The organism is Rhizobium sp. RU33A (assembly GCF_900156055.1).
In the GTDB taxonomy this organism is placed as follows: Bacteria; Pseudomonadota; Alphaproteobacteria; order Rhizobiales; family Rhizobiaceae; genus Allorhizobium.
The window spans coordinates 166381-190948 of the sequence record NZ_FTMQ01000003.1 but is presented as its reverse complement, the minus strand read 5'-3'; the positions used below and the strand labels follow the sequence as shown (position 1 = coordinate 190948).

19 protein-coding genes are annotated in these 24568 nt (G+C 62.7%); 12 read left to right on the top strand and 7 right to left on the bottom strand.

All coding sequences use genetic code 11. The annotated features are described in order from the left end of the window. Positions 1 to 54 precede the first annotated feature (54 nt). From BW978_RS11795 to BW978_RS11780, 4 genes are all read left to right on the top strand, one after another. On the top strand, positions 55 to 1458 hold the full coding sequence (locus BW978_RS11795; protein ID WP_076395344.1) for an FAD-binding oxidoreductase: 1404 nt from the start codon (positions 55 to 57) through the stop codon (positions 1456 to 1458). A 94-nt stretch (positions 1459 to 1552) separates the two neighbouring features. Beyond that, positions 1553 to 2338 carry an SDR family oxidoreductase gene (locus BW978_RS11790; RefSeq protein ID WP_076395342.1) on the top strand — a complete coding sequence of 262 codons (786 nt, stop codon included), beginning with the start codon at positions 1553 to 1555 and terminating at the stop codon, positions 2336 to 2338. Between the two features lie 118 nt (positions 2339 to 2456). Then, entirely contained in the window at positions 2457 to 2684 is a 228-nt protein-coding gene (locus tag BW978_RS11785; RefSeq protein ID WP_076395340.1) for a hypothetical protein, read from the top strand. A 116-nt stretch (positions 2685 to 2800) separates the two neighbouring features. Then, on the top strand, positions 2801 to 3646 hold the full coding sequence (locus BW978_RS11780; RefSeq protein WP_139330487.1) for a hypothetical protein: 846 nt from the start codon (positions 2801 to 2803) through the stop codon (positions 3644 to 3646). A 64-nt stretch (positions 3647 to 3710) separates the two neighbouring features. On the opposite strand, the gene BW978_RS11775 is transcribed toward BW978_RS11780, so the two are convergent. Next, positions 3711 to 3899, bottom strand: coding sequence for a hypothetical protein (locus BW978_RS11775; RefSeq protein ID WP_076395336.1), 189 nt, complete (start codon positions 3897 to 3899; stop codon positions 3711 to 3713). Between the two features lie 280 nt (positions 3900 to 4179). Here BW978_RS11775 and BW978_RS11770 point away from each other — a divergent pair, with 280 nt between their 5' ends. The 4 genes from BW978_RS11770 to BW978_RS23545 all read left to right on the top strand — a co-directional run bounded on the left by BW978_RS11770 (position 4180) and on the right by BW978_RS23545 (position 7225). After that, positions 4180 to 5472 (top strand): Hsp70 family protein, encoded by a 1293-nt coding sequence (locus BW978_RS11770; RefSeq protein ID WP_076395334.1) that lies wholly within the window; start codon positions 4180 to 4182, stop codon positions 5470 to 5472. 220 nt (positions 5473 to 5692) lie between these two features. Next, positions 5693 to 6586, top strand: coding sequence for a uracil-DNA glycosylase (locus BW978_RS11765; protein ID WP_076395332.1), 894 nt, complete (start codon positions 5693 to 5695; stop codon positions 6584 to 6586). A 143-nt stretch (positions 6587 to 6729) separates the two neighbouring features. Then, the gene (locus tag BW978_RS11760; protein WP_076395330.1) at positions 6730 to 6921 is read left to right on the top strand and encodes a hypothetical protein; all 192 of its coding nucleotides are present in this window, start codon (positions 6730 to 6732) and stop codon (positions 6919 to 6921) included. Between the two features lie 145 nt (positions 6922 to 7066). After that, positions 7067 to 7225, top strand: a complete 159-nt coding sequence (locus BW978_RS23545; protein ID WP_175616877.1) for a hypothetical protein — start codon at positions 7067 to 7069, stop codon at positions 7223 to 7225. A gap of 76 nt (positions 7226 to 7301) precedes the next feature. Here the strand turns inward: BW978_RS23545 and BW978_RS11755 are convergent, their stop codons facing one another. Further along, complete coding sequence (locus BW978_RS11755) at positions 7302 to 8198, bottom strand: hypothetical protein (protein ID WP_076395328.1); 897 nt, start codon at positions 8196 to 8198, stop codon at positions 7302 to 7304. A gap of 326 nt (positions 8199 to 8524) precedes the next feature. Between BW978_RS11755 and BW978_RS11750 the strand changes: the two genes are divergently transcribed. Continuing rightward, complete coding sequence (locus BW978_RS11750) at positions 8525 to 9760, top strand: MFS transporter (RefSeq protein ID WP_076395326.1); 1236 nt, start codon at positions 8525 to 8527, stop codon at positions 9758 to 9760. 3 nt (positions 9761 to 9763) lie between these two features. Here the strand turns inward: BW978_RS11750 and BW978_RS11745 are convergent, their stop codons facing one another. After that, positions 9764 to 10702 carry a DMT family transporter gene (locus tag BW978_RS11745; RefSeq protein WP_076395324.1) on the bottom strand — a complete coding sequence of 313 codons (939 nt, stop codon included), beginning with the start codon at positions 10700 to 10702 and terminating at the stop codon, positions 9764 to 9766. A 301-nt stretch (positions 10703 to 11003) separates the two neighbouring features. Between BW978_RS11745 and BW978_RS11740 the strand changes: the two genes are divergently transcribed. The 3 genes from BW978_RS11740 to BW978_RS11730 all read left to right on the top strand — a co-directional run bounded on the left by BW978_RS11740 (position 11004) and on the right by BW978_RS11730 (position 17635). Then, positions 11004 to 12113, top strand: a complete 1110-nt coding sequence (locus BW978_RS11740) for a methyl-accepting chemotaxis protein (protein ID WP_076396482.1) — start codon at positions 11004 to 11006, stop codon at positions 12111 to 12113. Positions 12114 to 12361: 248 nt separating this feature from the next. Continuing rightward, on the top strand, positions 12362 to 15010 hold the full coding sequence (gene pepN / locus BW978_RS11735; protein WP_076395322.1) for an aminopeptidase N: 2649 nt from the start codon (positions 12362 to 12364) through the stop codon (positions 15008 to 15010). A gap of 264 nt (positions 15011 to 15274) precedes the next feature. Continuing rightward, positions 15275 to 17635, top strand: coding sequence for a PAS domain-containing sensor histidine kinase (locus BW978_RS11730; protein WP_076395320.1), 2361 nt, complete (start codon positions 15275 to 15277; stop codon positions 17633 to 17635). A 91-nt stretch (positions 17636 to 17726) separates the two neighbouring features. Here BW978_RS11730 and BW978_RS11725 read toward each other — a convergent pair whose 3' ends face one another. The 4 genes from BW978_RS11725 to BW978_RS11710 all read right to left on the bottom strand — a co-directional run bounded on the left by BW978_RS11725 (position 17727) and on the right by BW978_RS11710 (position 24550). Then, positions 17727 to 20678: a bifunctional [glutamine synthetase] adenylyltransferase/[glutamine synthetase]-adenylyl-L-tyrosine phosphorylase gene (locus BW978_RS11725; RefSeq protein ID WP_076395318.1), complete on the bottom strand. Its 2952-nt coding sequence runs from the start codon at positions 20676 to 20678 to the stop codon at positions 17727 to 17729. Positions 20679 to 20730: 52 nt separating this feature from the next. Then, a complete protein-coding gene (locus tag BW978_RS11720) occupies positions 20731 to 22146 on the bottom strand; it encodes a sensor histidine kinase (protein WP_076395316.1) in 1416 nt (471 codons plus the stop codon). Between the two features lies 1 nt (position 22147). After that, positions 22148 to 22906 (bottom strand): response regulator transcription factor, encoded by a 759-nt coding sequence (locus BW978_RS11715; RefSeq protein WP_076395314.1) that lies wholly within the window; start codon positions 22904 to 22906, stop codon positions 22148 to 22150. Positions 22907 to 23002: 96 nt separating this feature from the next. Beyond that, on the bottom strand, positions 23003 to 24550 hold the full coding sequence (locus BW978_RS11710; protein ID WP_244551951.1) for a Do family serine endopeptidase: 1548 nt from the start codon (positions 24548 to 24550) through the stop codon (positions 23003 to 23005). Between the last annotated feature and the right edge of the window lie 18 nt (positions 24551 to 24568).

Sequence of the window (24568 nt, the reverse complement as noted above, 5' to 3'; positions counted from 1 at the left end):
CTTGCGGCGACCGGATTTTCAGGCGAAGAAGCCGCGAACAGTTCAGGTTGCCCCATGTCTTTGCATTCGACCTTCTCGCCCCTCGACCTCACCTCGGCACTTGACGGCCTCCATCCGGACCTCCGAATCCTCGGTCCCGAGGCGCTTGCTGGTCGCCATCCCGGAGAAGACCAGGCGAACCTAAATGCTGGCGTGATGGCGCAGCCGGCATCGACGGAAGCGGTCGCGGCGCTGGTATCCTGGTGCAGGGCAAACCGCGTTGCCATCGTGCCGCAAGGCGGGGTCAGCGGGCTCGTCGGCGGCGGCGTTTCCCATGCGGGTGAAATCATTCTGTCCAGCGCCCGGCTTAACCGGGTGCTGGCAATTCATCCGGACGAGGAAACGGTCGAAGTGGAGGCAGGCGTCACCTTGGAGGCCCTGCAGACGGCACTGGACCCGCATGGGCTGACCACAGGCATCGATCTCGGCTCGCGTGGTTCGGCGACGATCGGAGGAATGGCTGCCACCAATGCCGGCGGCATCCTCGCCTTCCGCAATGGCGTGATGCGCCATCAAATCCTGGGCCTGGAAGCCGTCCTGCCCTCGGGCGAGATCTTCTCAGACCTGACGCGGGTGGTAAAGGTCTCGGCGGGGCCGGATCTCAAGCAGTTGCTGATCGGCAGCGAAGGTGCCTTCGGTTTCGTCACGCGGCTCGTGCTGAAAGTCGAGACAATCCGCCCGCATCGGGCCGTGGCGCTCCTCGGCGTGCCCGATGCAAGCCGCGGGTTGCGGGTCGCCGCGCGTCTGCGGCGCCATCCGGCGCTCCAGCTGGAAGCCGCCGAGATGATGTGGCCGCGTTATGTGCGCGATCACGCAGCGCTGAAGCGCTTGGATCTGTCCTGGCTGGAGAACGAGGCGCCGATGCTGCTGCTGGAAGTCTCCGGCGAGACGGCAGAGGCCGCAACAGCGCTTCTCGAGGCAGAACTCGCCGAGATCTGGGAGGAGGCCGAGCTTCAGGGCGGGATCATCGCCCAGTCCTCCGATCAGGCGCGCCGCTTCTGGGACCTGCGCGAAGATTCGGGCTTCTACTTCGCTGAATTCCCGAATGCGCCGTCCTTCGACGTCTCGATGCCGCCTTCCGCCCTGGACGACTATGTCGCCAGACTGACTGAGCGTCTTAAAGGGATCGGCGACGGTTTCGAGGCCTATGTTTACGGGCACATCGCCGACGGCAACCTGCATATCGCAATCGCGGCTGCCGGGCCCCTGCCCCTTGATCTGAAGGCGGCCGTCGAGGCGGCGGTCTATGATGGCATCCGCGCCTCGGGCGGCAGCTTCTCCGCAGAACACGGTGTTGGCCTCGAAAAGCGTGCCGCCTATCTCGCCCACGTCGATCCGGTGAAACAGGCGCTTGCGCGCCAGATCAAGACCATGCTCGACCCGCGCAACATTTTCAACCCGGGCAAGGTGCCGTTCTGAAACCGGTTGATCCGCAGATCGTCGGGGTTTCGATCGCGACCCCGGGCCGATAGACTGCCGCAAAACACATCGCATTACAGGGAAGGATACATCCATGGATCTCGGCATTTCCGGCAAACGCGCCCTCGTGCTCGCCGCTTCGCGCGGTCTTGGCCTCGGCATCGCCAAGGCGCTTGCGGCGGAGGGTTGCCATGTCCTCATCTGCGGGCGCACGGAAGACAAGCTCAAGGCCAATGTCGAGGCCATCAGGGCTGACGGCGGCAAGGCAGACTATGTGGTCGCGGACCTCGCCGATGCGCATTTCGTCGACCAGATGCTGCACGCGGTCCATCACACGCTCGGCGGTATCGACATCCTCGTCAACAATACCGGTGGGCCGACGCCCGGCACCGTCGAGGACATGGATGCGGAAAAGCTCTACAACTTCTTCCAGTCCATGGTGGTCCGCGTTATCACGCTCACCAATGCGCTGGCCCCCTTGATGAAGACGCAAGGCTTCGGCCGCATCCTCACCGTCGCCTCGTCCGGCGTCTTCGAACCGATCCCGAACCTCGCCCTCTCCAACACGCTGCGCGGTGCGCTGGTTGGCTGGAACAAGACACTCTCGGCGGAACTCGCCTCTTACGGTGTGACGGCCAACATGATCCTGCCCGGCCGCATCCACACGGACCGCATCGACGAGCTGGATGGCGCCAACGCCAAGAAGCAGGGCAAGTCGCTGGACGAAGTGCGTGCGGCATCGGTCAAGTCGATCCCGGCCCAAAGGCTCGGCCGCGTCGAAGAGTTCGCCGCCGCCGCTGCCTTCCTCTGCTCTGGTCCAGCGAGCTACATCACCGGCACGATGCTGCGCGTCGATGGCGGGGCGGCGAAATCGATCTGAGCGACCCGCGACCCGCATCAAATTCGCATTCGCTAAAATGAGAGCGATCGCCTGAACGGGTTGGAAAGCTCTTGGGTTTACTCAAACGTGAGAAACCTGGGAGATGAGAGTTCCCGTGATGACCGATGCCGGACATGAAGACCGGATGCTGCTGGCGCTCGACCCGGCAGCACTCGTGACCGAACCCGAGCCAGCCGTCGAAGAGCGCGCGCGTGTCCCGCGCTCTCGCAATGCCAGCTATGGCCGGATCATCGACCACTTCCTTACCAAGCTTGAAATTTTCGACGATGAGCTCGATGGCCTGGAGATCGCGCCGATGGCAGCACGTCTCTATCAGGACGTCTGACACGCCCCTGATTATCAAGGGCATTTGACATAAACTGCATGAACGAAAGCGACGGTCGCTCAAGACGTTGCTTGTATTAGGGGTGCCGACCATACACTCCAACCTTGCGGACCATCATGCTCGCCCCCATTCTTTTCGGTTCTGGCTCATCCGGAACCACAACCCGCCCATCGTCTGGCACGACGACGGGCTCGACGTCTTCGCCGCCGCCGTCCGAAACCACTCAGCCGTCCCACCAGGAGCCGGAAGCGGCAGCGCCAGGTGATGTCGACGACGGCACCTATCAACCAGCTCCGTCCGGAGAACCATCACCTGCGGCTGATGACGACAGCGGCGCTCCTGAAGAGGTGACCGCAGAGCCGCCACCGGCTCAGACGGAAGCCACACCGGTTGCGGAAGAGCCGGTCTCTTCCGAGACAGAACCGCAGGCTGCGCCTGAAGACACTCCCGTTTCCAACGACGCGGCCCTTGCCGATGAGGCGACAGTCGCAGAAGACGCAGCGGCTGGCTCCGAAGAACCTGACGCGGATGCTGTCGATCCGGCACCGCCGGCCAACGAGGCAGAAGCAGGCCCTGAAGCAGACACCGCGCCCGAAGCAAGCGCTCCCGCCACCACGCCCTCTCCCGTTGCAAGCGACCGCCCGGTCACGACGGCACCGGCGAGCGAGCGCATCTCGGAAGAGGATGCGATCGAGGCCGCAGCACTGGCTGAGTATCGCGGTCCGCAGGTTGCCCGGGAAACCGAAGGCAGCAACTTCGCACAGCAGTTGACCACGCTGATCGAGCAGAACCTGAACAGGGCGCGCGAGCGGGCGCTGGAAGTCTCGCAGGCCCGCATCATCGCCGGACTGCTTTCGGGTGCAGAGACCTCGGAACCGCCAGCGACCTCTGCTCTTGCTGCAGGTGCCGAGCGCCAGCCTGTCGACGTCGCCGAAGCGATCCGGGCCTATCGACAGGCCTGACTGCGGCCACACGAAGATCTCAAGGGCCCACCCGCCGGTGGGCCCTTGCCGTTTCTGGCGGGCTTCATCGCCGACGCAACATCACCAGACCTGCGACGCCTGCAAGAGCGAGGACGGCCCCGTACATGATCCAGGGGCTCTGATCGATCATGAAGCTCGACGCCGGATAGGGAAAGTGACCCGAGCCCTGCCCGATCCACACGAAGCCTATCAGGATGGCGAGAGCAGCGAAGCAATGCAGGGCGATGCGCATGGGTGACATCTGTCGATCTCCAGGACGACGCCAACCATAGACCCAGACGCCAACAACGGCCAGAGCCATCCGATTCGTGGCCGCCGATGCGATAGATCGTGTTAGCGCACCCACTTGGGCGGCCACTTGCGCTCCGATCACAGACGTCACAAAAAGGTCGCTTGCCCTTACCCGCCCCATGTGGCATCAGGCGCCCTCTTTCATGCCTCGGCATAGCCGACCACAGTCGGCCCGCCGGCTCTCATAGACATCCGACACACGCAACAAGGGAGCGATCGCCATGGCTGAAGCGCTTGGGCTCGATTTCGGCACGACCAATACCGTGATCGCCGTTGCGGAAAGCAGCGACGCGACGCATTCGGTCGCCTACACCTCGCCGGCCGGCACATCCGACAGCATGCGCACTGCGCTCTCCTTCCTCAAGGATCGACAGCTCGGAGCAGGCGCGCTGAAGGTCGAGGCCGGCCAGGCCGCCATCCGTGCCTTTATCGACAATCCCGGCGACTGTCGTTTCCTGCAGTCGATCAAGACATTTGCAGCGTCCGCCCTCTTCCAGGGTACGCTGGTGCATGCGAGGCGCTTCCAGTTCGAAGACCTGATGGAGGTGTTCCTGAAGCGCCTGCAGGCCTATGCGGGCGATGGCTGGCCGGGCGAGGCCAAGCGTCTTGTCGCCGGTCGTCCCGTCCATTTCGCCGGTGCCAGCCCCGATCCGGCGCTTGCCGTCACCCGCTACAACGAAGCGCTGACGCGGCTCGGCTTTCCCGAGATCCACTATGTCTATGAGCCGGTGGCTGCCGCCTTCTACTTTGCCCGGACGCTCAAGCGTGACGCGACGGTTCTGGTCGCCGACTTCGGCGGCGGCACGACCGACTTTTCGCTGATCCGCTTCTCGACCGAAGCGGGCAAACTCAGCGCCACGCCGATCGGCCAGTCCGGTGTCGGCATTGCCGGCGACCAGTTCGATGCCCGCATTATCGACCAGCTGGTGGCGCCCGAAATCGGCAAGGGCAGCCAGTTCAAGAGCTTCGGGAAGCTGCTTGACGTTCCCAGCAATTACTACCTCGCCTTTTCGCGCTGGAACCAGCTCTCGGTCTTCAAGACCCTGAAGGAATTCACCGACCTCAAGTCGCTGGTGCGTCAGGCGGAAGAGCCGGAGAAACTCGAACTTTTCATCGATCTGATCGATCACGACGAAGGCTATCCACTCTATCAGGCCGTCTCGGCCACAAAGATGGCCCTGTCTTCAGCGGAGGAAGCCGATTTCAGCTTCGCGCCGCTGGGCAAGGCCGGCGAGAAGCGCGTGACCCGCCGCGATTTCGAAAGCTGGATCGCAGACGACCTCGTCCGCATGGAAGAGGCGCTCGACGATGTACTGGCCAGGAGCAACACCGAGGCAGGCACGATCGACAAGATATTCCTAACCGGCGGCACATCCTTCGTGCCCGCCGTGCGTGACATTTTTCACCGCCGCTTCGACGCAAGCCGCATCGAAACAGGCGGCGAACTTGTGTCGATCGCCCATGGCTTGGCTCTAATCGGCGAGCGGGACGATATCGAACAGTGGGTGGCGTGAACCGGTCTGGCTCGCCCCCCCTGCCGGCGCATGCTGGATCTTCCCTCATCCTGAGGAGCCTGCGAAGCAGGCCTCAAAGGATCAAGGCCATACAGAAAATCACCGGCCCTCGTCCTTCGAGGGTCGCATGCGCTCCCGCCTCAGGATGAGGTCTCGTCGCCAAAGTTTGTCCCACGCTTTCCATTTGCCTTCCGCCGGCCAAACGCACTAGAACAGCCTCATGATCCAGGCCCGCGACATGTCCTCCGCCGAGCTCGCTGCGCTTCTCGCATTTCATGCAGAGGCCGGTGTCGAGTGGCTGGTGGAAGACGATCCGATCGACCGTATCGCGGCTTTTGCAGCCGAAAAGGCGGCGCGGCAGGTGGCACGCCCAGCCGCAGACACACAAACCACTAATGCCCCGGCGCGCAGCCTGCCAGGACGTGGCGCAACTCCCCCCTCCGAACGCCAACCGGCGCGGGCGCAACCCGCCCAGGGATCTGCATTGCCGGCGATCCCGGACGAGAATGCGATTGCCGAGGCGCGCTTTGCCGCCGAAAGCGCACGGTCGCTTGCCGAATTGAAAACTGCCATCGAAGCCTTCACCAGTTGCAATCTGAAAACCTCGGCGCGCTCGACCATCACGGCCGAAGGTACCGGCACTGCCGGCATCATGGTGATCGGCCCCATGCCGAATGCCGATGACGACCGCGAGGGTCAGGCCTTTTCAGGGCGCGCAGGCCTGCTGCTCGACCGCATGCTGTCTGCCATCGGCCAGAGCCGCGAAAGCGCCACCATCACAACCATCATCCCTTGGCGGCCGCCTGGCGACCGCATGCCCTCCGGCCCGGAAACCGCCATCTGCCGGCCCTTCATCGAACGACAGATCGCGCTTGCCGAACCCCGCCTGGTCCTTGTGCTCGGCAATTTTGCCGCCCGCTTCTTCTTCGGCGAAACCGGGACGATCCACGCCCTGCGTGGCAAGTGGCGTGATATCGGCGCCGGGGGCCATAGCGTCCAGGCCATGGCGACGCTGCATCCGCAGGAACTGCTCGCCGCCCCCGCCAGCAAGTCTCTCGCCTGGGTGGATCTGCTCGCCTTCTCCGAACGCGTGAATCCTAGCCAAAACGGCTAAATTTTCATCAGCATGAACAAATTATGAAGACAGCCATGCATTTGGCGCAGGGCAGGATCGCAGCCATGTTTGTTGCCGAATCTATGCTGCATTGCGATATATGAGTCTGAAAGTGGGAGGGACACTTTTAAAGGAAGACCATCGTGAGCCTTCGTACCCGCCCCATTCACTGCAAGTTCGAGACCTTACGTCTCGCCGGCGAACACGGCCGCAGCGCAAGCCCCTACAACCGCAGCAGCGCGGCGGTTTCCGCAGAACAGCTGAGCGCGCGCTTCACCGGTCACGCCGGTCGCATTGCGCGCCCCGCCAGCATCTTTTACGAATTCCGGACCTGACCACCCGGCAACCGAATCGACAAAAAGTCGGCGGCTTGCGGGGAACGCATATCAGAGCTTCCGCATTGTGCATTGCGGCATCGGTTCATTCATGAACAGATATACCCATACACATCGATATGCATGTAGAGCAGAGGATAAGACCATGAACATCTCGTTCCACCCCGTCCGCAGTCTGCGTCAGGCCATGCACACGATCGGCCACGCGGTCAGCGCTTCGGAAGAGTTGTCCACCGCCGCGCGCAAGCGGCAACAGGCCCAGGATCGTGGTATCGAGCGCGCCTTGCAGCCGCTCGGATTCTGATCCGGTCTACACGACATACGGCTTAGTCAGGTCCGCCTTGCGCGGGCCTTTTTGCGCTCAGAGCCTGGAACCATGTCTAGAAGCCGCCGACCGCCCCGAGGCGGGGATCAGGCTTTCCCAGGCGAACAGGCCCGCAGATCCGCTCATATGCAAAGTCGACGATCGCAAACTTGATCGCCTGCCAGCTGCAATACTCCTCAAGGAAGTCGCGCTTGAGGATGCAGTGGTTGCGATCGCCATCTGGCCAATAGAGGCAGCCCGTTTCCACCGCGCGGCGGAAAAGCCGCTGCAGATGCGTGCGCGAGATCATGAAGTGCTCGGCCATGACACGGGCATCGATCCGACCGATATTGTACCCGTCGTCACCGGGGGCATGCTCCATCGCGCGGCGCACCAGCTCATCCATGACGAGACCGCCCGCCTCGGTCCACAGGAACAGCGCCACGCGCGGCGGAGGCTCCAGCCAACTGGGATTGAGACAGGCATGGCGGGCGATCTGGGGCTGGATCAGGCGGAACAGATCAGGCTCGGCCGCAAGGGTAGCGGCCCGATTGCCACCATCGAGGTGGTCGAGGAGCTCGAGATTGGTCACCAGCCATTGATACATCGCGCGTGTCGGCAATTCCGTCGACTCGTAGCGCTTCGGCCGACGGTTCGGATCGCCGACGATGCGGACGAACTTGTAGCTCAACAACTGGTCGAGGAAATTCAAAACCGTGTTGCGGCTCGCTGCATTGTTCGAGGTGATGATTTCGCGGAGATTGGTCGTCGTCAGTCCGCTTCCGGGCTGGGTGGGATCATATTCAAGCTGCAGCGCAAAGGCCGCCTGGCTGAGCAGCCAGCGTTGATGCGACGCCAGCATGCGCGAGAGCCGCGGGCTCTGATCGAACTGGCCGCGCAACTTTCCGGCATAGACACCCAATTCGTGGGCAAATTGAGGATGACTGGCGATGTCGCTGGAGGAGAGCGTCATGTCGGCCTCCTCGATCCGAGCTGTCCGGCAATGGAGGAAATCGACGCAATCAGACACCGCATTGCGTGCCGGTCCATTCCTCTTTTCGCCGCCGTCGTCTCCATTCGATCCCTTTGGCGGACGTGGACACTGGGTCCCACGTCTCTCTGTCTCTGATAAATTGAAGGTAAACGAATTCCTGACGACGTTTCAATCCCTTATTGCCAAAGCGTGAGGGAAGAATGATATGGCGTCCGCGAATGCGCCGCCTTGCGTCGTATTCGTCATTTCACTTGCCCGGCGATACTGGCAGTATTCCCGTTCCGAATGCGCCCCACGGAGGCCCAATGCTGTCCAGTCTCGCGTCCATCGCCACCCTGATGCTGTCGACGCTGCTGATGATGGCAGGCTTCGGATTGATGGGCTACATGCTACCGATCCGATCGCTCAACGAAGGGTGGTCGACCTTCATCATCTCCGTGATCGCCACCGGCTACACCTTCGGCTTCACGGTGTCCTGCATCGTCACGCCGATCTTCGTGCGCCGCGTCGGGCATGTGCGGGTCTTCGGCGCTCTGATCACGCTCCTGACCGTCTCCATCCTGCTTTGCGCGCTCGTTGTCGAATGGTGGGCCTGGATGATCTTCCGCGGTCTTTCCGGCTTTGCCATTGCTGGCGCCTATCTCCTGATCGAAAGCTGGCTCAATGAGCGGGTGACGAACGACAATCGCGGCGCCCTGTTTTCCGTCTACATGGTAACCTGCCTCGTCGGCTCGATCGGCGGCCAATACATCGTGCCGCTCGGCGATGTGAACGGGCCCAACCTCTTCATCATCTGCGCGCTGATCTTCTCGCTGGCCCTGTTTCCCGTCGCCCTGTCGACAGCCAAATCCCCCAGCCCGATTGCCGAGGCGCGCTTCGATCTGAAGCGGCTATACCGCCGGTCGCCGATTGCATTCTTCGGCTCCCTGCTTTCAGGCGCACTGTCGGGCACTTGGGGCAGTCTCGGCGGCGTCTATTCCCAGACCATCGGCATGACCACGGCGCAAGGCGCCACACTGCTGGCTGCCTTCCTGGCCGGAGGCGCCATCTCGCAGGTGCCGATCGGGCGCATATCGGACCGCATGGATCGCCGCTTCGTGATGATCGCCTCGGGATTGTTCGGCGTCGGCGCCTGCGGGATGATGATCGCTTTCGGCGCGGATGACCCAACCGCGCTCTATGTCGCCGGCTTCTTCGTCGGCACGGTGCTCTATCCGGTCTATTCGCTCAACGTCGCCCATGCCAACGACCTTGCCGAGCCGGATGAATACGTAACGCTCTCGAGCGCCATCATGATCCTCTACGGCATGGGTACGGTTACCGGTCCGATCATGGCGGGCACACTGATGCAATGGTTGGGGCCGACCGCGCTTATCGGCTTCCTCGGAACGGCCTTTGCGCTTTATGCCGGCTACGCGGCCTACCGCATCACCCGGCGCCCGGACGACGTGACGCCGGAAGAAAAGGCCGATTTCCAGGCGACGATCCTGCCAATGCAGGGCGCCGACAATGCCTCTCCGATCACCGAGACAGGGCCCTGATCCTCAACCCTGCGGGGTGGATGCCTTGCGGGCCGCCCGCCGTTCAAGACCGAGCTGGTGTTCGCGGTAGATGATGAAGATACCGGCCGCCACGACAATGGTCGCGCCGATCAGAGTGGTCATCGTCGGGACTTCGGAAAACAGCATATAGGCGGCAATCGAGCCGAGGATGATCGAACAGTATTCGAAGGGCGCGATCGTCGAGACATCGGCGAAACGATAACTCTCGGTCAGGAAGATCTGCCCCAGCCCGCCGAAGAAGCCAGCAAGGGCAAGGAGACCGAGCCCCTGCCAGGAGAGATCGGCCCAGCCGAAGAACCAGGTAATCGCCGAGAGAAGGGCTGCGGTCAGCGAAAAGAAGAGAACGATCGTCGAGGTCTTCTCCTCGCGGACCAGCTGGCGGACCTGCAGCATGGCCCCTGCCCCGAGGATGGCCGATACCAGCACGGCGAGCGCGCCCACGGCGGCTTCGGAGCCAAAGCCCTCTTCGCCGAACAGCGAAAGCTTCGGCAGGGAAATGATCAGGACACCGACAAGCCCGATCACGACCGCCGTCCAGCGATAAAGCCGAACGGTCTCCTTCAAGAAGATGGCTGCAAAGACGACGGCAATCAGCGGCATGGCATAGCCAATGGCGATCGCATCCGGCAGCGGAAGATGGACGAGCCCATAGAAGCCTGCCCCCATGGCGCAAACGCCGAGCAAACCGCGCTTCACATGGCCGACCGGGTTGTCTGTCTGGAACGCCTGCCGCAACTCGCCGCGCCAGGCGAGATAGACGAGGATCGGCACGATGGCGAAAGCCGACCGGTGAAAGCTGATCTGGCCCGGTGGAATGCCGCTGCCTGCAAGCTTGATGCAGGTCTGCATGGCGACGAAGACGGTCACCGAGCAGACTTTCAGCACGATGCCGCGGAGAGGATTGGGATCGGCGAAGGCCATGGCGATCAGATTCTTGCGGGCAGGCTATGCGCAATCGCACAGGGATTTTGAGCAAGCGACGACGTCGCCGTGGACTCGGGCTGCCGTCTAGCATGCATGCCCGCCCGCTCCGCGCAAGTGCGGCGCTGGTGCAGATATCGGGAGGTTAGACCCAGATATGGCCTGGAAACACCGGGTTTCTGGCCATCCAACGTTAACCGACCGTTCAAACGAGGAAATTATCTTTCCTGTCAATAAGTCATATTATTGCGGCGCCGTGCCGTCTTTTCTGGTCGCTTTTTTCAAACCGGGGTTTGGCGTCATGCCGCAGGCCGAATATCAGACCAATTCCATTTCAGAGATCCGCGCCACGCCCCGGTCCATGCGCCTCGTCACCGAGAGTATCGGCACCGATCTCGAGCAGTTCAGCGCCGACAACGCCCATATCGTCCGCCAGATCCGCCTTCTTGCCATCAATGCCCTGATCGAGGCGGCGCGTGCCGGTGAGGCCGGCAAAGGTTTCGCCGTCGTCGCCAACGAGGTTCAGCGTCTCGCCCAGGGTGCGGGAGAAACCGCAGAGCGCTTCCAGGAGAACGTGCTTGGACGCATCCGGCAAAGCCGGACCATGGCGGATGATCTCGTCGACCAGATGGAAGGCGCGAGATTGATCGACCTTGCCCAGACGCTCGTGCAGTTCATCGTTCGCAATCTCTTCGAGCGCACGGCGGATGTGCGCTGGTGGGCAACCGACAGCGCCCTGTGGGAAGCAGTCGAACAGCCCTCGCCCGAACGAGCCCAGCATGCAGCCGCGCGGCTCGGCGTCATCAACCGGTTCTACACGGTCTATCTCGATCTCGTCATGACCGATGCCGCCGGCAAGGTCATCGCCGCAGCCAATCCCCGGCATCACCGCAGCCTCAAGGACCGCGATCTCTCCAACGAAGCCTGGTTTCGGGCAGCCCGCAGCTGCCAGAACGGTGACGACTATATCGTCGACACCGTCAAGCGCAGCCTGGTGCACGACAATCGCGACGTTCTCGTCTACGCAACCGGCATCCGGGAAGGCGGCCGCAGCGATGGCGCACTTCTCGGCACGCTCGGCGTCTTCTTCGACTGGAAGGCCCAGGGCCAGGCCATCGTCGAGAAGGAGGCGAACCTGGCGCCGCAGGTCGCCGAAAAGACCGAGGTCCTGCTGCTCGACGGCAACAACATGGTGATCGCCTCATCGCGTCCAGAGCGGATCTACACTCATTTCGCGCTCAACAATCCCGAACAGCTCGCCAAAGGCAGCTATTACGATCAGAGCGGTGCCATCGTCGCCTTCGCAAAGACCCTCGGCTATGAGGACTATGACGGCCTCGGCTGGTCCGGTGTCATTATCCAGACGATGGACGGCGACGAAACGCTGCGCCAGCAACTCCGGTTACGATGATGGAGCCCGTATTCCGGCCGGTATTATCAAAGATATTCTGGTGACTATTCTTGGATTTGAAGCGCCACTGCGGCCGTGAAACCCAAGAAAATCGGCTCCACGATCAAGAGCATCGTAAAAATAACTCGTGTTTTAACAATCGTTCAGAAATTGCTGCAATCATCGCGACAACTCGACCCCAGGCGGTCGCGAGCCCAATCGCTCGTGCCGTGCCTTGGTGGCGAACCCCGTAGCGACCAGGACACATTATGCGCACAGACACGGGCCGGATCGTTCATCTGGCAGACTACCGCCCCACCGACTTCGTTCTGGAACGGGTTGATCTGACCTTCGAACTGGACCCGACGGAAACCAAGGTGGAAGCCCGGTTGATCTTCCATCGGCGCGAAGGTGTCGATGCGGCAGCCCCCCTGGTGCTCGATGGTAACGACCTCACCATGACGAGCCTGCTCTTCGACCAGATCGAGATGGACCCGTCACGCTACACGGCGACGCCAGAGAGCCTCACCATCCGCGACCTGCCGGAATCCACGCCCTTCGAGATCACCGTTGTGACGATGATCAATCCGGAGGCCAATACCCAGTTGATGGGCCTTTATCGGTCGAACGGCATCTACTGCACCCAGTGCGAGGCCGAGGGCTTCCGCCGCATCACCTATTTCCCTGACCGTCCGGATGTGCTCGCCGTCTACACGATCAACATCATCGCCGATAAGGCAGCCAACCCGCTCCTGCTGTCGAACGGCAACTTCCTGGGCGGCGCCGGCTTCGGCCCGGACAAGCATTTCGCCGCCTGGTTCGATCCGCATCCGAAGCCGTCCTATCTCTTCGCGCTGGTCGCCGGCGACCTCGGCATTGTCGAAGACACGTTCACCACCATGTCCGGCCGTGAAGTCGCGCTGAAGATCTATGTCGAGCACGGCAAGGAGCCGCGCGCGGCCTATGCCATGGATGCGCTAAAGCGCTCGATGAAGTGGGACGAAGAGGTCTTCGGCCGCGAATACGATCTCGATATCTTCATGATCGTTGCCGTCTCCGACTTCAACATGGGGGCCATGGAGAACAAGGGCCTCAACATCTTCAACGACAAGTACGTGCTCGCCGACCCCGAGACCGCGACCGATCAGGACTACGCGAATATCGAGGCGATCATCGCGCATGAATACTTCCACAACTGGACCGGCAACCGCATCACCTGCCGCGACTGGTTCCAGCTCTGCCTGAAGGAAGGCCTCACCGTCTATCGCGACCACGAATTCTCGGCCGACATGCGCTCACGTTCGGTCAAGCGCATCGCCGAAGTCCGCCACCTGCGGTCCGAGCAATTCCCGGAAGATGCCGGTCCGCTCGCCCATCCGGTGCGCCCGACCAAATATCGCGAAATCAACAACTTCTACACAACGACGGTCTATGAGAAGGGCTCCGAAGTGACCCGGATGATCGCGACCATTCTCGGCCGCGACGATTTCAAGAAGGGCATGGACCTCTACTTCGAGCGTCATGACGGCGATGCCGCGACTGTCGAAGACTTCGTCAAATGCTTCGAAGATGCGAGCGGCCGCGACCTCACACAATTCTCGCTCTGGTATCACCAGGCCGGCACGCCGCAGATCACCGTCTCCTCTGCCTATGACGCCGGTGCCAAGACGCTTACGCTGTCGCTCGAGCAGATGATCCCGGCAACGCCTGGCCAGAGCAGCAAGGAGCCGATGCACATCCCGCTTCGCTTCGCGCTGATCGCGGAAAACGGCTCGGAGGCCACAGCTTCGTCGATCGCCGGTGGCGATGTTACGGGCGACGTGCTGCATCTGACCGAGCGCGCCCAGACCTTCACCTTCTCCGGCATCACCAGCCGCCCGGTCGTTTCGCTCAACCGTGGCTTCTCGGCCCCGGTCACCCTGCACTTCTCGCAGAGCGCCGAAGATCGCGGCCATATCGCCCGCCACGACAGTGACCTCTTCGCCCGTTGGCAGGCAATCACCGACCTTGCGCTGCCGGCTCTGACGGATGCGGCGAAAAAGGCCCGTGACGGCGGTTCTGTGACCACCAGCGACGCTTTCGTCGGCGTGCTGCTTGCCGTTGCTGCGGACGAAACGCTGGAGCCAGCCTTCCGCGCCCAGGCCCTCACCTTGCCGAGCGAAGCCGACATCGCCCGCGAAATCGGCGGCAACAATGATCCCGATGCCATCCATGCCGGCCGCCAGGCTGTGCTTTTGGCGATCGCGACGTCTGGTACGGACGTCTTCCGCACGCTCTACGCCGCACACTCCGCCTCCGAGCCCTTCTCGCCGGACGCTACAGGTGCAGGCAAACGAGCGTTGAAGAACATCGCCCTCTCCTTCCTGACGCTCGCCGAGAATTCCCCGGCACTGGCGGCGGAAGCGTTCGGGCGCGCCGACAACATGACGGACCTGTCGCAGGCGCTCACCATCCTCGCCCATCGCTTCCCGGATGCGGGGGAGACGAAACAGGCGCTCACTGCTTTCGAGACCCGCTTCGCCTCAAACGCACTCGTGCTCGACAAGTGGTTCACCATCCAGGCGACGATCCCGGGTGCGGGCAGCCTCGACCGGGTGAAGGCGCTGATGGCCAGCCCGCATTTCCAGCCGACCAATCCGAACCGCGTGCGATCGCTCATCGGCACCTTCGCCTTCAGCAATGCGACCGGCTTCAACCGTGCGGACGGCGCAGCCTATGCTTTCTTCGCCGAGCAGATCCTCGCGATCGACCCGCGCAATCCGCAGCTTGCGGCCCGCCTTCTGACTGCCATGCGGTCCTGGCGACTGCTCGAACCCGGCCGTGGCGACAAGGCCCGTGCGGCGCTTGCGAGCATCGAAGGCTCGACCACGCTCTCGACCGACGTGCGCGACATCGTCGACCGCATCCTCAAGGGCTGATCGATACAACCGATCCGATGCAAAAGGCGCCGCGAAAACCGGCGCCTTTTTTTCGTCCCCGGGCGTTTTCGGGCCGCCGAACGGCGGCCAATTTTCCATCAGATTCAGCCTCTTGCACTTCCGCTGATAAAAAAGCGGAGTCGGAGCAATGGGTTAATATTTTGTTTACGCACCGGCTCTGGACAAGGCGAATCGGTCATGATTCCTTGGCGTCAGATTCGAGCAAGCGGCGCTCGAATCACACGAGGGACAGAGGCAGGGACGATGTTGGACGCGCGGCGGGTCACCGCAGCCGATGAGCGGCTGCGCATCAAATTTTCGGACATGGTTGGATTCTTCGCGCGGCTCGCACGACGGTCTTTCGGTTCGTCTTCGGCCGTTGCGGAACAGGACAGGGTATCCGTCCGCTCAAGGCGGATCGAGACGATCTTGCGCCGGGCAATCCCGATTCTCATTCTCGCCTTTTTGGCCGTGGTAGCGCTCGCCCGCACCATTGGCATCGTCAACGAACACCAGCGTATGACCGCAGCCGCTCGGCAATCGACAGCTCTGATCTCAGCCACGGTCAATGCCGCGCTCGGCGCGCAGCCGACACTGTTCGAAACCCGCAATCGCACAGAGGCGGAGAAACGCCTCGCCACCTATCTCGACCGCGAGCATTTTGCCAACGGCGCCTTTGTCCTGCTCGTCGATCCCACCGGCCGCGTCTTCGGCGCGTCACCGGAAGCAGTCGGCCAAGTCGGCTCGACGCTTGTCAGCCTGCTGCCGGAAGTGATGACCATCCGCAAATCCGGCAGCCGCACCGGCGCGATCGAAACGGATCTCAACGGCGTGCCGCATCACGCGATCTTCACACCTGTTGGCACCGATGGCGCGATGATCGTCGCTGCTCATTCGCTGCAGGCGGTCGAAGACTTCTGGCGCCGCGAGCTGTCGCTCAACGTCACGCTGTTCACCTGCATCACCGTCATCCTCTTCGTCATCCTCTATGCCTATTTCTACCAGGTGAAGCGGGCCCGCGAGGCGGATGACACCTTCCTCGAATCGAACCTACGGGTGGAAACGGCGCTCGCCCGCGGTCGCTGTGGCCTGTGGGATTTCGATCTGGAAAGCCGCAAGCTGGTCTGGTCGCGCTCGATGTACGACATGCTTGGCCTCACGCCCTCGACCCAGCCGCTGGCATTCGCCGATGCCGCCCGCCTGATGCATCCCGACGATGGCAATCTCTATGCGCTCGCCCGCTCGGTCGGCCGCGGCAGCTCGCGTCACATCGACCAGATCTTCCGCATGCGCCACGCCCAGGGCCACTATGTCTGGATGCGCGCCCGCGCCCAGATCATCTGCTCCAACACCGGCGATCTGCATGTCATCGGCATTGCGATGGACGTGACCGAGCAGCATCGCCTCGCCCAGCGTTACGCCGAAGCCGACCAGCGCCTCGCAGACGCCATCGAATGCACCTCGGAAGCCTTCGTGCTCTGGGACAAGAACGACAAGCTGGTTGCCTGGAACGGCCATTTCCAGAAGGTCTACGGCCTGCCTGACGACGTGCTGGTCCCCGGCAAGGAGCGTTCGCTGGTGCTCGCTGCGGCCGGCAAGCCGATCATCCAGCGCCGCATTGCAGACGCCGATGACGGCACCAATTCGCGGACCTCGGAAGTACAGCTCGCCGACGAACGCTGGCTGCAGATCAACGAACGCCGCACCCGTGACGGCGGCCTCGTCTCCGTCGGCACCGACATCACGCTTCTGAAGCGTCATCAGGAGCGCCTGCGCGACCAGGAACGCCGGCTGATGGCGACCATCGGCGACCTCTCCGCCTCGCAGAAGATCCTCGAGCGCCAGAAGACCGAGCTCTCCGACGCCAACGAGAAATATCTCGCCGAAAAGCAGCGCGCGGAAGCCGCAAACAAGGCAAAGTCGGAATTCCTCGCCAATATGAGCCATGAGCTCAGGACCCCGCTCAACGCCATCCTCGGCTTCTCGGAAATCCTGCTGGCCCGCATGTTCGGTCCGGTCGGTTCGCCGAAATACGAGGAATATGCGAAAGACATCCACGAAAGCGGCAAGCATCTCCTCAACGTCATCAACGACATTCTCGACATGTCGAAGATCGAGGCCGGCCAGATGAAGATCCGTTGCGAGACGATCGATCTTTGCCCGCTGATCGAAGAGAGCATGCGGCTCACCGCCGTCCCGGCGGTAGAAAAGAACATCACCGTCGAACAGCGCGTCGAAGCCAGCCTCTCGCTCGTCGCCGACCGACGCGCCATCAAGCAGATCCTGCTCAACATCCTCTCCAACGCCGTGAAATTCACCGATGAAGGTGGCAAGATCTCGCTTCGTGCCCGCAAGGTCGAAGGCGCCGTGCTCGTCTCGATCGTCGACACCGGCATCGGCATCCCGAAGAGCGCACTCGACAAGATCGGCAATCCCTTCGAACAGGTGCAAAGCCAATATGCCAAGTCGAAGGGCGGCTCGGGCCTCGGCCTTGCCATCTCCCGCTCGCTCGTCGCCCTGCATGGCGGCTCGCTGAAGATCCGCTCCCGCGAGGGCCAGGGTACGGTGGTCTCGATGCGCATCCCGGATGTAAGCATCGCCCAGAGCTTCAAGCGGCGCGCGTGAACGCCGGCACACACTGAATACGAGACCTGGTTTCCGGCCCTTGTATGGGCCGGATCTGTTTTGCGCGACCTTGCGATCACGAACCTGATCGCTACGCCACCACCCGCGAGAACACCTTCCTCACCGACTTGGACAGCCGCTTCACTTCCGCCTCGGCCGTTTTCATGTCGGGGCTTTCCGCCGCGCGTGCCACGCGGTCGGTCAGGCCGGCCGGGACATTGGCGGGATCGAAGGGGCCGTCGATGCAGAGGCGAATGACCTGCGACAGGTCCGTGTAGAGCTTGAGCGCCGAAAGGCAGATATCGAGATCGTTGGCGTCAATGAGCGTGCCGAGTGCTTTCAGCGCGTCCGCCGTGGACAATTCGTTGGTGCGCACGCGGTGGCCTTTGGAGGGAGCCACCAGCGCCAGATATTGCGCGATGAATTCGATATCAACAAGGCCACCGGGAATGAGCTTCAGATCCCAGATGCCCTTGGCAGGCTTCTCCTGTTCGATCAGGGCTCGCATTTCCAGGACGTCCTTGACGGTCTTTGCGCCATCGCGCGGGGCTGACAACACCTCTTCGATGATGCGCTCTGCCTCCGCCACCAGTCCCGCGTCGCCGGACATCATCCGGGCGCGCGAAAGCGCCATGTGCTCCCACGTCCAGGCCTCCTCGCGCTGGTAGCGGGCAAAGGCGCGGAGCCTGGTTGCCACCGGGCCCTTGTTGCCGGAGGGGCGAAGCCGCATGTCGACCTCGTAGAGCACGCCTTCTGCCGTGGGGGCGGAGAGCGCTGCGATTAGTCGCTGGGTGAGCCGGGTATAGTAGCGCACCGGATCGAGCGGCTTTGCACCATCGGATTCCGAGGCATCGTCGTCATGCTCGTAGAGCAGGATTAGATCGACGTCGGATCCTGCCGTCAGTTCGAAGGAGCCGAGCTTGCCCATGCCGGCCAGCGCCACGCGGCCACCGGGGATCTTGCCATGCGCCGCCTCCATCTCCGCAATGACCGCCTTCAACGCCTCGTCGATGACGAGGTCAGCAAGGTCGGTGAAAGCGTGGCCGGCCTGAGCCCCGCCGATCGAGCCAGTGAGCAGACGGATGCCGATCAGGAAGCGCTGTTCGGCGGCAAAGATGCGCAGCCGGTCGAGGATTTCCTCGTAGTGGCGCGCGCTGGAGAGGAAACTCTTCAGCCGTTTGCCGAGATAGTCGCGGGTGGGAAGCTCGACCAGAAGCCCCGGATCCAGCATGCCGTCGAAGACATGGGGCCGCTCTGCGATGATCTCGGCAAGCCTGGGGGCGGCTGCCATGATGTTGACCATCAGGTCGAGAAGGGCGGGATTGTTGCCGAGCAGCGAGAAGAGCTGGATGCCGGCGGGGAGCCCTGAGAGGAAATTGTCGAAGCGCAGAAGTGCCTCGTCTGCCCGCCGGCTCTCGCCGAAGGCCTTCAAAAGATCCGGCGTCATCTCGGTCAGCCGCTCACGGGCCTCGACCGATTGCGTCGCCCGGTAGCGTCCATAGTGCCAGGTGCGGATCACACCGGAGATCGCTTCGGGCCTCTCAAAGCCGAGACCCTTTAACGTCTTCAGCGTGTCCGGATCATCCTGCTGGCCGGTGAAGACGAGATTGCCGGTCGCGCTCGACAGGCCCTCTTCCTTTTCGAACAGGCGTGCGTAACGCTTCTCGACGGTCTTCAGCGTCGTTTCCAATGCCCGAGAGAATGCCGTCGTATCGATGAAGCCCAGCATGAAGGCAATGCGCTTCAGTTCGGCCTCGGTCTCCGGCAGGACATGCATCTGCTCGTCATGCACCATCTGGATGCGGTGCTCGACATCGCGCAGGAACCAGTAGCAGTCGGTCAGTTCTTCCGCCGTCTGCTCATCGATCCATCGCGCCGAGGCCAGCGCCTTCAACGCTTCTTCGGTCGGGCGGCAGCGCAGATCCGGCATGCGGCCGCCGGCGATCAGCTGCTGCGTCTGGGCGAAGAACTCGATCTCGCGGATGCCGCCGCGGCCGAGCTTGACGTTGTGGCCTTTGACCGCGATTGCGCCGTGGCCCTTATGCACATGGATCTGGCGCTTGATCGAGTGGATGTCGGCGATGGCCGCGTAGTCGAGATATTTGCGGAAAACGAAGGGCACGAGTTCCCTGAGGAAACCCTCGCCTGCCTTCAGGTCGCCGGCCACCGGCCGCGCCTTGATGAAGGCGGCGCGCTCCCAGTTCTGTCCCCTGCCCTCGTAATAGATGAGCGCCGCTTCGACAGGCACGGCAAGCGGCGTCGAGCCCGGATCGGGTCTGAGGCGAAGATCGGTGCGGAAGACGTAACCGTCGGCCGTGCGTTCCTGCAGGATGCGCACCAGACGACGCATCATCCGACCATAGGTCTCCATGGCATCGTCAGGGTCTTTCAGGATCCCGGCGTCCGGGTCGTAGAAGATCACTAGGTCGATGTCGGAGGAATAGTTGAGCTCTCGGGCACCGTGCTTGCCCATGCCGAGCACGATCAGCCCGCTGCCTTCAGCCGGGTTATCGCGGTTCTTGAGGGTGAGCTTGCCGGCCTCATGGCCCAACAACAGCAGGTGGTCGATGGTCGCGGCAACAGCCGCGTCTGCCACGGCACTCAGCCAGGCCGTGGTGTCGCGGGCGGTGAAGACCCGGGCAAGATCGGCAAGCGCCGTCAGAAAGGCCACCTTGCGCTTGGCGCGCCGCAGCCCCGCCATGACCTCCGGCTCGCCGGGCACGGCACCGGATGCATCAGGCCTCCAGGCAGAGCGCGCCTCTTCGACCGCGTCGAGGATTTGCGGCTCGATCGGCGCCGAGACAGCTTCGAGCAGCAGAGACGGTTTCAGGTTGGCGATATCGCGCAGGTAGGGAGACAGTGTGAAAGCCGCGAGGATGAAGCTGCGCAGCGGCCCTTCGGCCGCAAGATGCTCGGCGAGCGCCGGCTCCTGTTTCGTCAGATCCTTGAGCAAACCGGTGGCCGCCTTGAGCTCCGTCTGGTTCAGCGGACGGATCACGCCCTCTGCCACATCGGACAATCTGCTCGTCCTGCCGTTCCCCATCAGCGTCTCCTCTCCCGGCCAAGATTTCTAGCGAATCTCCAGCCGGGTAAGGTTACGACCTCATCCCGGGAAAAACCATGGTCGCGGTCAAGCCGGGATAATCGGCATGGCTGCGGGTATCCGTCAGCTGCAGCCGGCCGCCATGAAGCGCCATGATCGCCTCGACGAGCGACAGCCCGAGGCCTGTCCCCGGCTTCGACCGGCTCTTGTCCAGTCGAACGAAACGCTTCACCACCTCGGCACGTTTGTCGGCCGGCACCCCTGGCCCCTGGTCGGAGACGGAAATCTCGACACCATCCGCCCCCCGCGAAACGCGCACACGGATTTCCGAGCCTGCCTCTCCCTGACCGCCATATTTGATGGCATTGTCGATCAGGTTGGAGATCGCCTGTCCCACCAGTTCGCGGTTGCCGCGCACGGACAGGCCCGGCGAAATCTCGCAGATCATCGTCTGCCCCGCCTCCTCCGCCACCGGCTCGTAGAGCTCGGCACTGTCGGCGGCAATCGCGGAGATGTCGATGTCGGAGAGTTCGGCCGCAATCGAGCCTGCTTCCACCCTCGAGATCATCAGCAGCGCGTTGAAGGTGCGGATGAGTTGGTCAGATTCGCCGATGATCGTCTCGAGCGCTGCCCTTCGGGCATTCGCATCATCCTCGTTCAGCGCATCGGCCGCCTTGTTGCGCAGGCGCGTCAGGGGCGTCTTCAGGTCGTGGGCGATGTTGTCGGAAACCTGCTTCAGCCCCTCGTTCAGCTGTTCGATACGCCCGAGCATGCCGTTCAGCGACGACGACAACCGATCGAACTCGTCGCCGGAGCCCGATACGGGCAGTCGCTGGGACAGGTCGCCGGCCATGATCTTCTGGCTCGCTTCCGAAACACGGTCGATGCGTTTCAGCGCATTGCGGCCGATGGCGAACCAGATGACGACGGCGCCGATACCCATGATCAACAGCGCCACCATCAGCGCCTGGCGCACGAGAAGTCTGAGCTTGCCGGGTTCGCCGAGATCGCGACCGACAAGCACCCGGATGCCATTGTCGAGCATGAAGACATGGCCCGTCGCCAGGTGGCGTTTCACCCCGCCGCTGTCGGTGTATCGCTGGTAGCGGAAGGGAAAATCGGTCCAGCCCTCCTCGTCGAAGACACCAGGCTGCAGCGAGGCGACATTGCCGGCGAGGATCTCGCCGCTGGGGCTTGCGATCACATAGAGGTTCGCCCCCGGCTGGCGGGCGCGGCGTTCCATGGTGCGCAAGAGCTGGTTGATGCCGCCGCGCTCAAAGGCGCCCTGGATTTCGGTCACTTCCTGGCGGAGCGCATCACGGGTCTGGTTGTTGAGGATGCGCTCGGCGAGCCCCGTTACGTAAAAGACGAGGAAAGCGGCGCAGAGCGCGAAGAGTATGATGTAGAGCGCAGACAGGCGGACTGCCGTGGACTTGACCAGCACCCCGAGACGGGACTTCAGCCGCATGTCAGCCTTCGTCCTTGATCATGTAACCTGCGCCGCGCACGGTTTTCAGGAGTGGCCGGTCGAAATCCTTCTCGATCTTCGAACGCAGCCGCGAGACATGCACATCAATGACATTGGTCTGCGGGTCGAAGTGATAGTCCCAGACGTTTTCGAGCAGCATGGTGCGGGTCACCACCTGGCCGGCATTCTTCATCAGATATTCCAGCAGGCGGAATTCGCGCGGCTGCAGCAGGATCTCCTTGCCGGCGCGCTTCACCTCATGAGAGAGCCGATCGAGCTCGAGATCGCCCACCCGGTAGGCCATGTCCTGCTCGGGCTTGCCCTTGCGGCGGCCAAGCACCTCGACGCGGGCGAGCAACTCTGAAAATGCGTAAGGCTTGGGCAGGTAGTCGTCGCCACCGGCGCGCAGGCCCGTGACCCGGTCATCGACCTGGCCGAGTGCGGAGAGGATCAGGACGGGTGTGTCGATGCCGCGTTTGCGCAACTCGCTGATGACGGAAAGTCCATCACGGCGCGGCAGCATGCGGTCGACCACCATCACGTCATAGGCGTTTTCGGTGCCCATAAAGAGCCCGCTTTCGCCGTCACTCGCATGATCGGCGACGATGCCTGCCTCGCGAAAGGCCTTGGTCATATAGGCTGCAGCTTCCAGATCGTCTTCGATGACAAGTATCTTCATGCGCACGACATTAGCCGCGGCATCCGCCAGCGTATAGCCGGTTTCGCCGGACTTCGGCTGTCCTTGTTCCGCGATCCCCATGCTTTGTCCTTTCCTGACACACGACGGTCGCAACCGCCGGAGACGACAAAGGGCGCCGCCGGTCCTCGACCGCCGGCGCCCTTCGTCACATTACAATCAGCCCTGGTTGATCGGGAGCGCCACGAAGCGGCTGCCGCTTTCCGATTCGACCTGGAAGAGCGCCCGGGTCCGGCCGTCCTTCTTCGCCTGCTCCAGAACCTTCTGGACCTCGGCTGCCGAAGAAACCTCCTGGTTGTTCACCGAGGTAATCGTCTCGCCGGCCTTCAGGCCCTTGTCGGCGGCGTCACTCGAAGGATCGACATCGATGATGGCGAGACCCGTGCCGCCGTCGGCAGGGCGAACTGAGAGGCCGAGGCCCGACAGTTCCTGCTCGACGTCCGGAGCGGGTGCGGCGTCATTTTCGGTCCCTGCGCTCGCGGCCTGGTCTGCCGGCAACTCGCCGAGCTTGACCTCGACTTCGGTCGCCTTGCCGTCGCGCCACAACGTCACATCAACTGTGGTATCTGGGGCAAAGGCTGCGATGCGGCGGGCAAGTTCACGCGGGTCCTTGACCGGGTCGCCATTGACGGCAGTCACGACGTCGCCCTGCTTGATACCGGCTGCTTCGCCCGGAGACCCTGCCTGCGGCGCCACGACGAGCGCGCCGGAGTCTTCGGCAAGACCGAGGCTGTCAGCAATGTCCTGTGTCACCGGTTGGATCTGTACGCCGAGCCAGCCGCGCGACACCGTACCGGTCTCCTTCAGCTTGGCGATAACATCGGTTGCCACCGAGGCCGGGATCGCGAAGGCGATACCGACATTGCCGCCCGAGGGCGAGAAGATCGCGGTGTTGATACCGACGACTTCGCCGTTCAGGTTGAAGCCGGGACCACCCGAGTTGCCGCGGTTTACCGCTGCGTCGATCTGCAGGTAGTCGTCATAGGGGCCTGAGCCGATGTTGCGGCCACGGGCGGAGATGATGCCGGCGGTGACCGTGCCACCGAGACCGAAGGGGTTGCCGACAGCGACGACCCAGTCACCAACGCGGACCTTCTCGTCGTCGGCAAACTTTACGTAGGTGAACTTGGTGTCCGGCGCGTCGATCTTCAGCAGCGCAAGGTCCGTACGGCTGTCCTTGCCGACGAGCTTGGCGTCATATTCCTTGCCGTCGTTCATCACGATGGTGAAAGCGGCGCCATCGTCGATGACGTGGTTGTTGGTGACGATATAGCCGTCCTCGGAGATGAAGAAGCCGGAGCCCTGCGAGGTCGGGCGCAGGCGGCCTTCGCCACGCTCAGCACGCGGGCCGCGCTCACGCGGACCACCTTCCATGCCGGGGCCACCGAATTCGCGGAAGAAGCGCTTCAGCGGGTGATCATCCGGCAGATCTTCGAAGCTCCGGCCACCGAAATTGAAGGAGAAGTTGCTTTCGTCTGATGATGCCGGCTGAACGTTCGACTGGACGCGGACGGAGACGACGGCCGGCAAGACGGCCTGCACGACATCGCCGAAGCTCGGGACCTGCGGCGCGTTCACTTCGACCGGTGCGGCGAGCGCCGGAACCGCGGCGAAGGGAGCAGCGGTCGCCAGCATCATAGCGGCAAGGCTCGCGGCGGTGGAGGTCTTGAGGATCGTCTTGAGGGAGCGACCTTTGTTCTCGGACATTTGATCTACCTTCATCTG

Excerpts from the sequence above, each read along its gene's own strand:
- BW978_RS11740 (WP_076396482.1), top strand. The coding sequence starts at position 11,004 with ATGCCGCAGGCCGAATATCAGACCAATTCCATTTCAGAGATCCGCGCC.
- BW978_RS11775 (WP_076395336.1), bottom strand. The coding sequence starts at position 3,899 with ATGCGCATCGCCCTGCATTGCTTCGCTGCTCTCGCCATCCTGATAGGC.
- BW978_RS11745 (WP_076395324.1), bottom strand. The coding sequence starts at position 10,702 with ATGGCCTTCGCCGATCCCAATCCTCTCCGCGGCATCGTGCTGAAAGTC.
- BW978_RS11765 (WP_076395332.1), top strand. The coding sequence starts at position 5,693 with ATGATCCAGGCCCGCGACATGTCCTCCGCCGAGCTCGCTGCGCTTCTC.
- BW978_RS23545 (WP_175616877.1), top strand. The coding sequence starts at position 7,067 with ATGAACATCTCGTTCCACCCCGTCCGCAGTCTGCGTCAGGCCATGCAC.
- BW978_RS11715 (WP_076395314.1), bottom strand. The coding sequence starts at position 22,906 with ATGGGGATCGCGGAACAAGGACAGCCGAAGTCCGGCGAAACCGGCTAT.
- BW978_RS11770 (WP_076395334.1), top strand. The coding sequence starts at position 4,180 with ATGGCTGAAGCGCTTGGGCTCGATTTCGGCACGACCAATACCGTGATC.
- BW978_RS11750 (WP_076395326.1), top strand. The coding sequence starts at position 8,525 with ATGCTGTCCAGTCTCGCGTCCATCGCCACCCTGATGCTGTCGACGCTG.
- BW978_RS11755 (WP_076395328.1), bottom strand. The coding sequence starts at position 8,198 with ATGACGCTCTCCTCCAGCGACATCGCCAGTCATCCTCAATTTGCCCAC.
- BW978_RS11710 (WP_244551951.1), bottom strand. The coding sequence starts at position 24,550 with ATGTCCGAGAACAAAGGTCGCTCCCTCAAGACGATCCTCAAGACCTCC.
- BW978_RS11785 (WP_076395340.1), top strand. The coding sequence starts at position 2,457 with ATGACCGATGCCGGACATGAAGACCGGATGCTGCTGGCGCTCGACCCG.
- BW978_RS11720 (WP_076395316.1), bottom strand. The coding sequence starts at position 22,146 with ATGCGGCTGAAGTCCCGTCTCGGGGTGCTGGTCAAGTCCACGGCAGTC.
- BW978_RS11795 (WP_076395344.1), top strand. The coding sequence starts at position 55 with ATGTCTTTGCATTCGACCTTCTCGCCCCTCGACCTCACCTCGGCACTT.
- BW978_RS11780 (WP_139330487.1), top strand. The coding sequence starts at position 2,801 with ATGCTCGCCCCCATTCTTTTCGGTTCTGGCTCATCCGGAACCACAACC.
- BW978_RS11790 (WP_076395342.1), top strand. The coding sequence starts at position 1,553 with ATGGATCTCGGCATTTCCGGCAAACGCGCCCTCGTGCTCGCCGCTTCG.
- BW978_RS11730 (WP_076395320.1), top strand. The coding sequence starts at position 15,275 with ATGTTGGACGCGCGGCGGGTCACCGCAGCCGATGAGCGGCTGCGCATC.
- BW978_RS11725 (WP_076395318.1), bottom strand. The coding sequence starts at position 20,678 with ATGGGGAACGGCAGGACGAGCAGATTGTCCGATGTGGCAGAGGGCGTG.
- pepN (WP_076395322.1), top strand. The coding sequence starts at position 12,362 with ATGCGCACAGACACGGGCCGGATCGTTCATCTGGCAGACTACCGCCCC.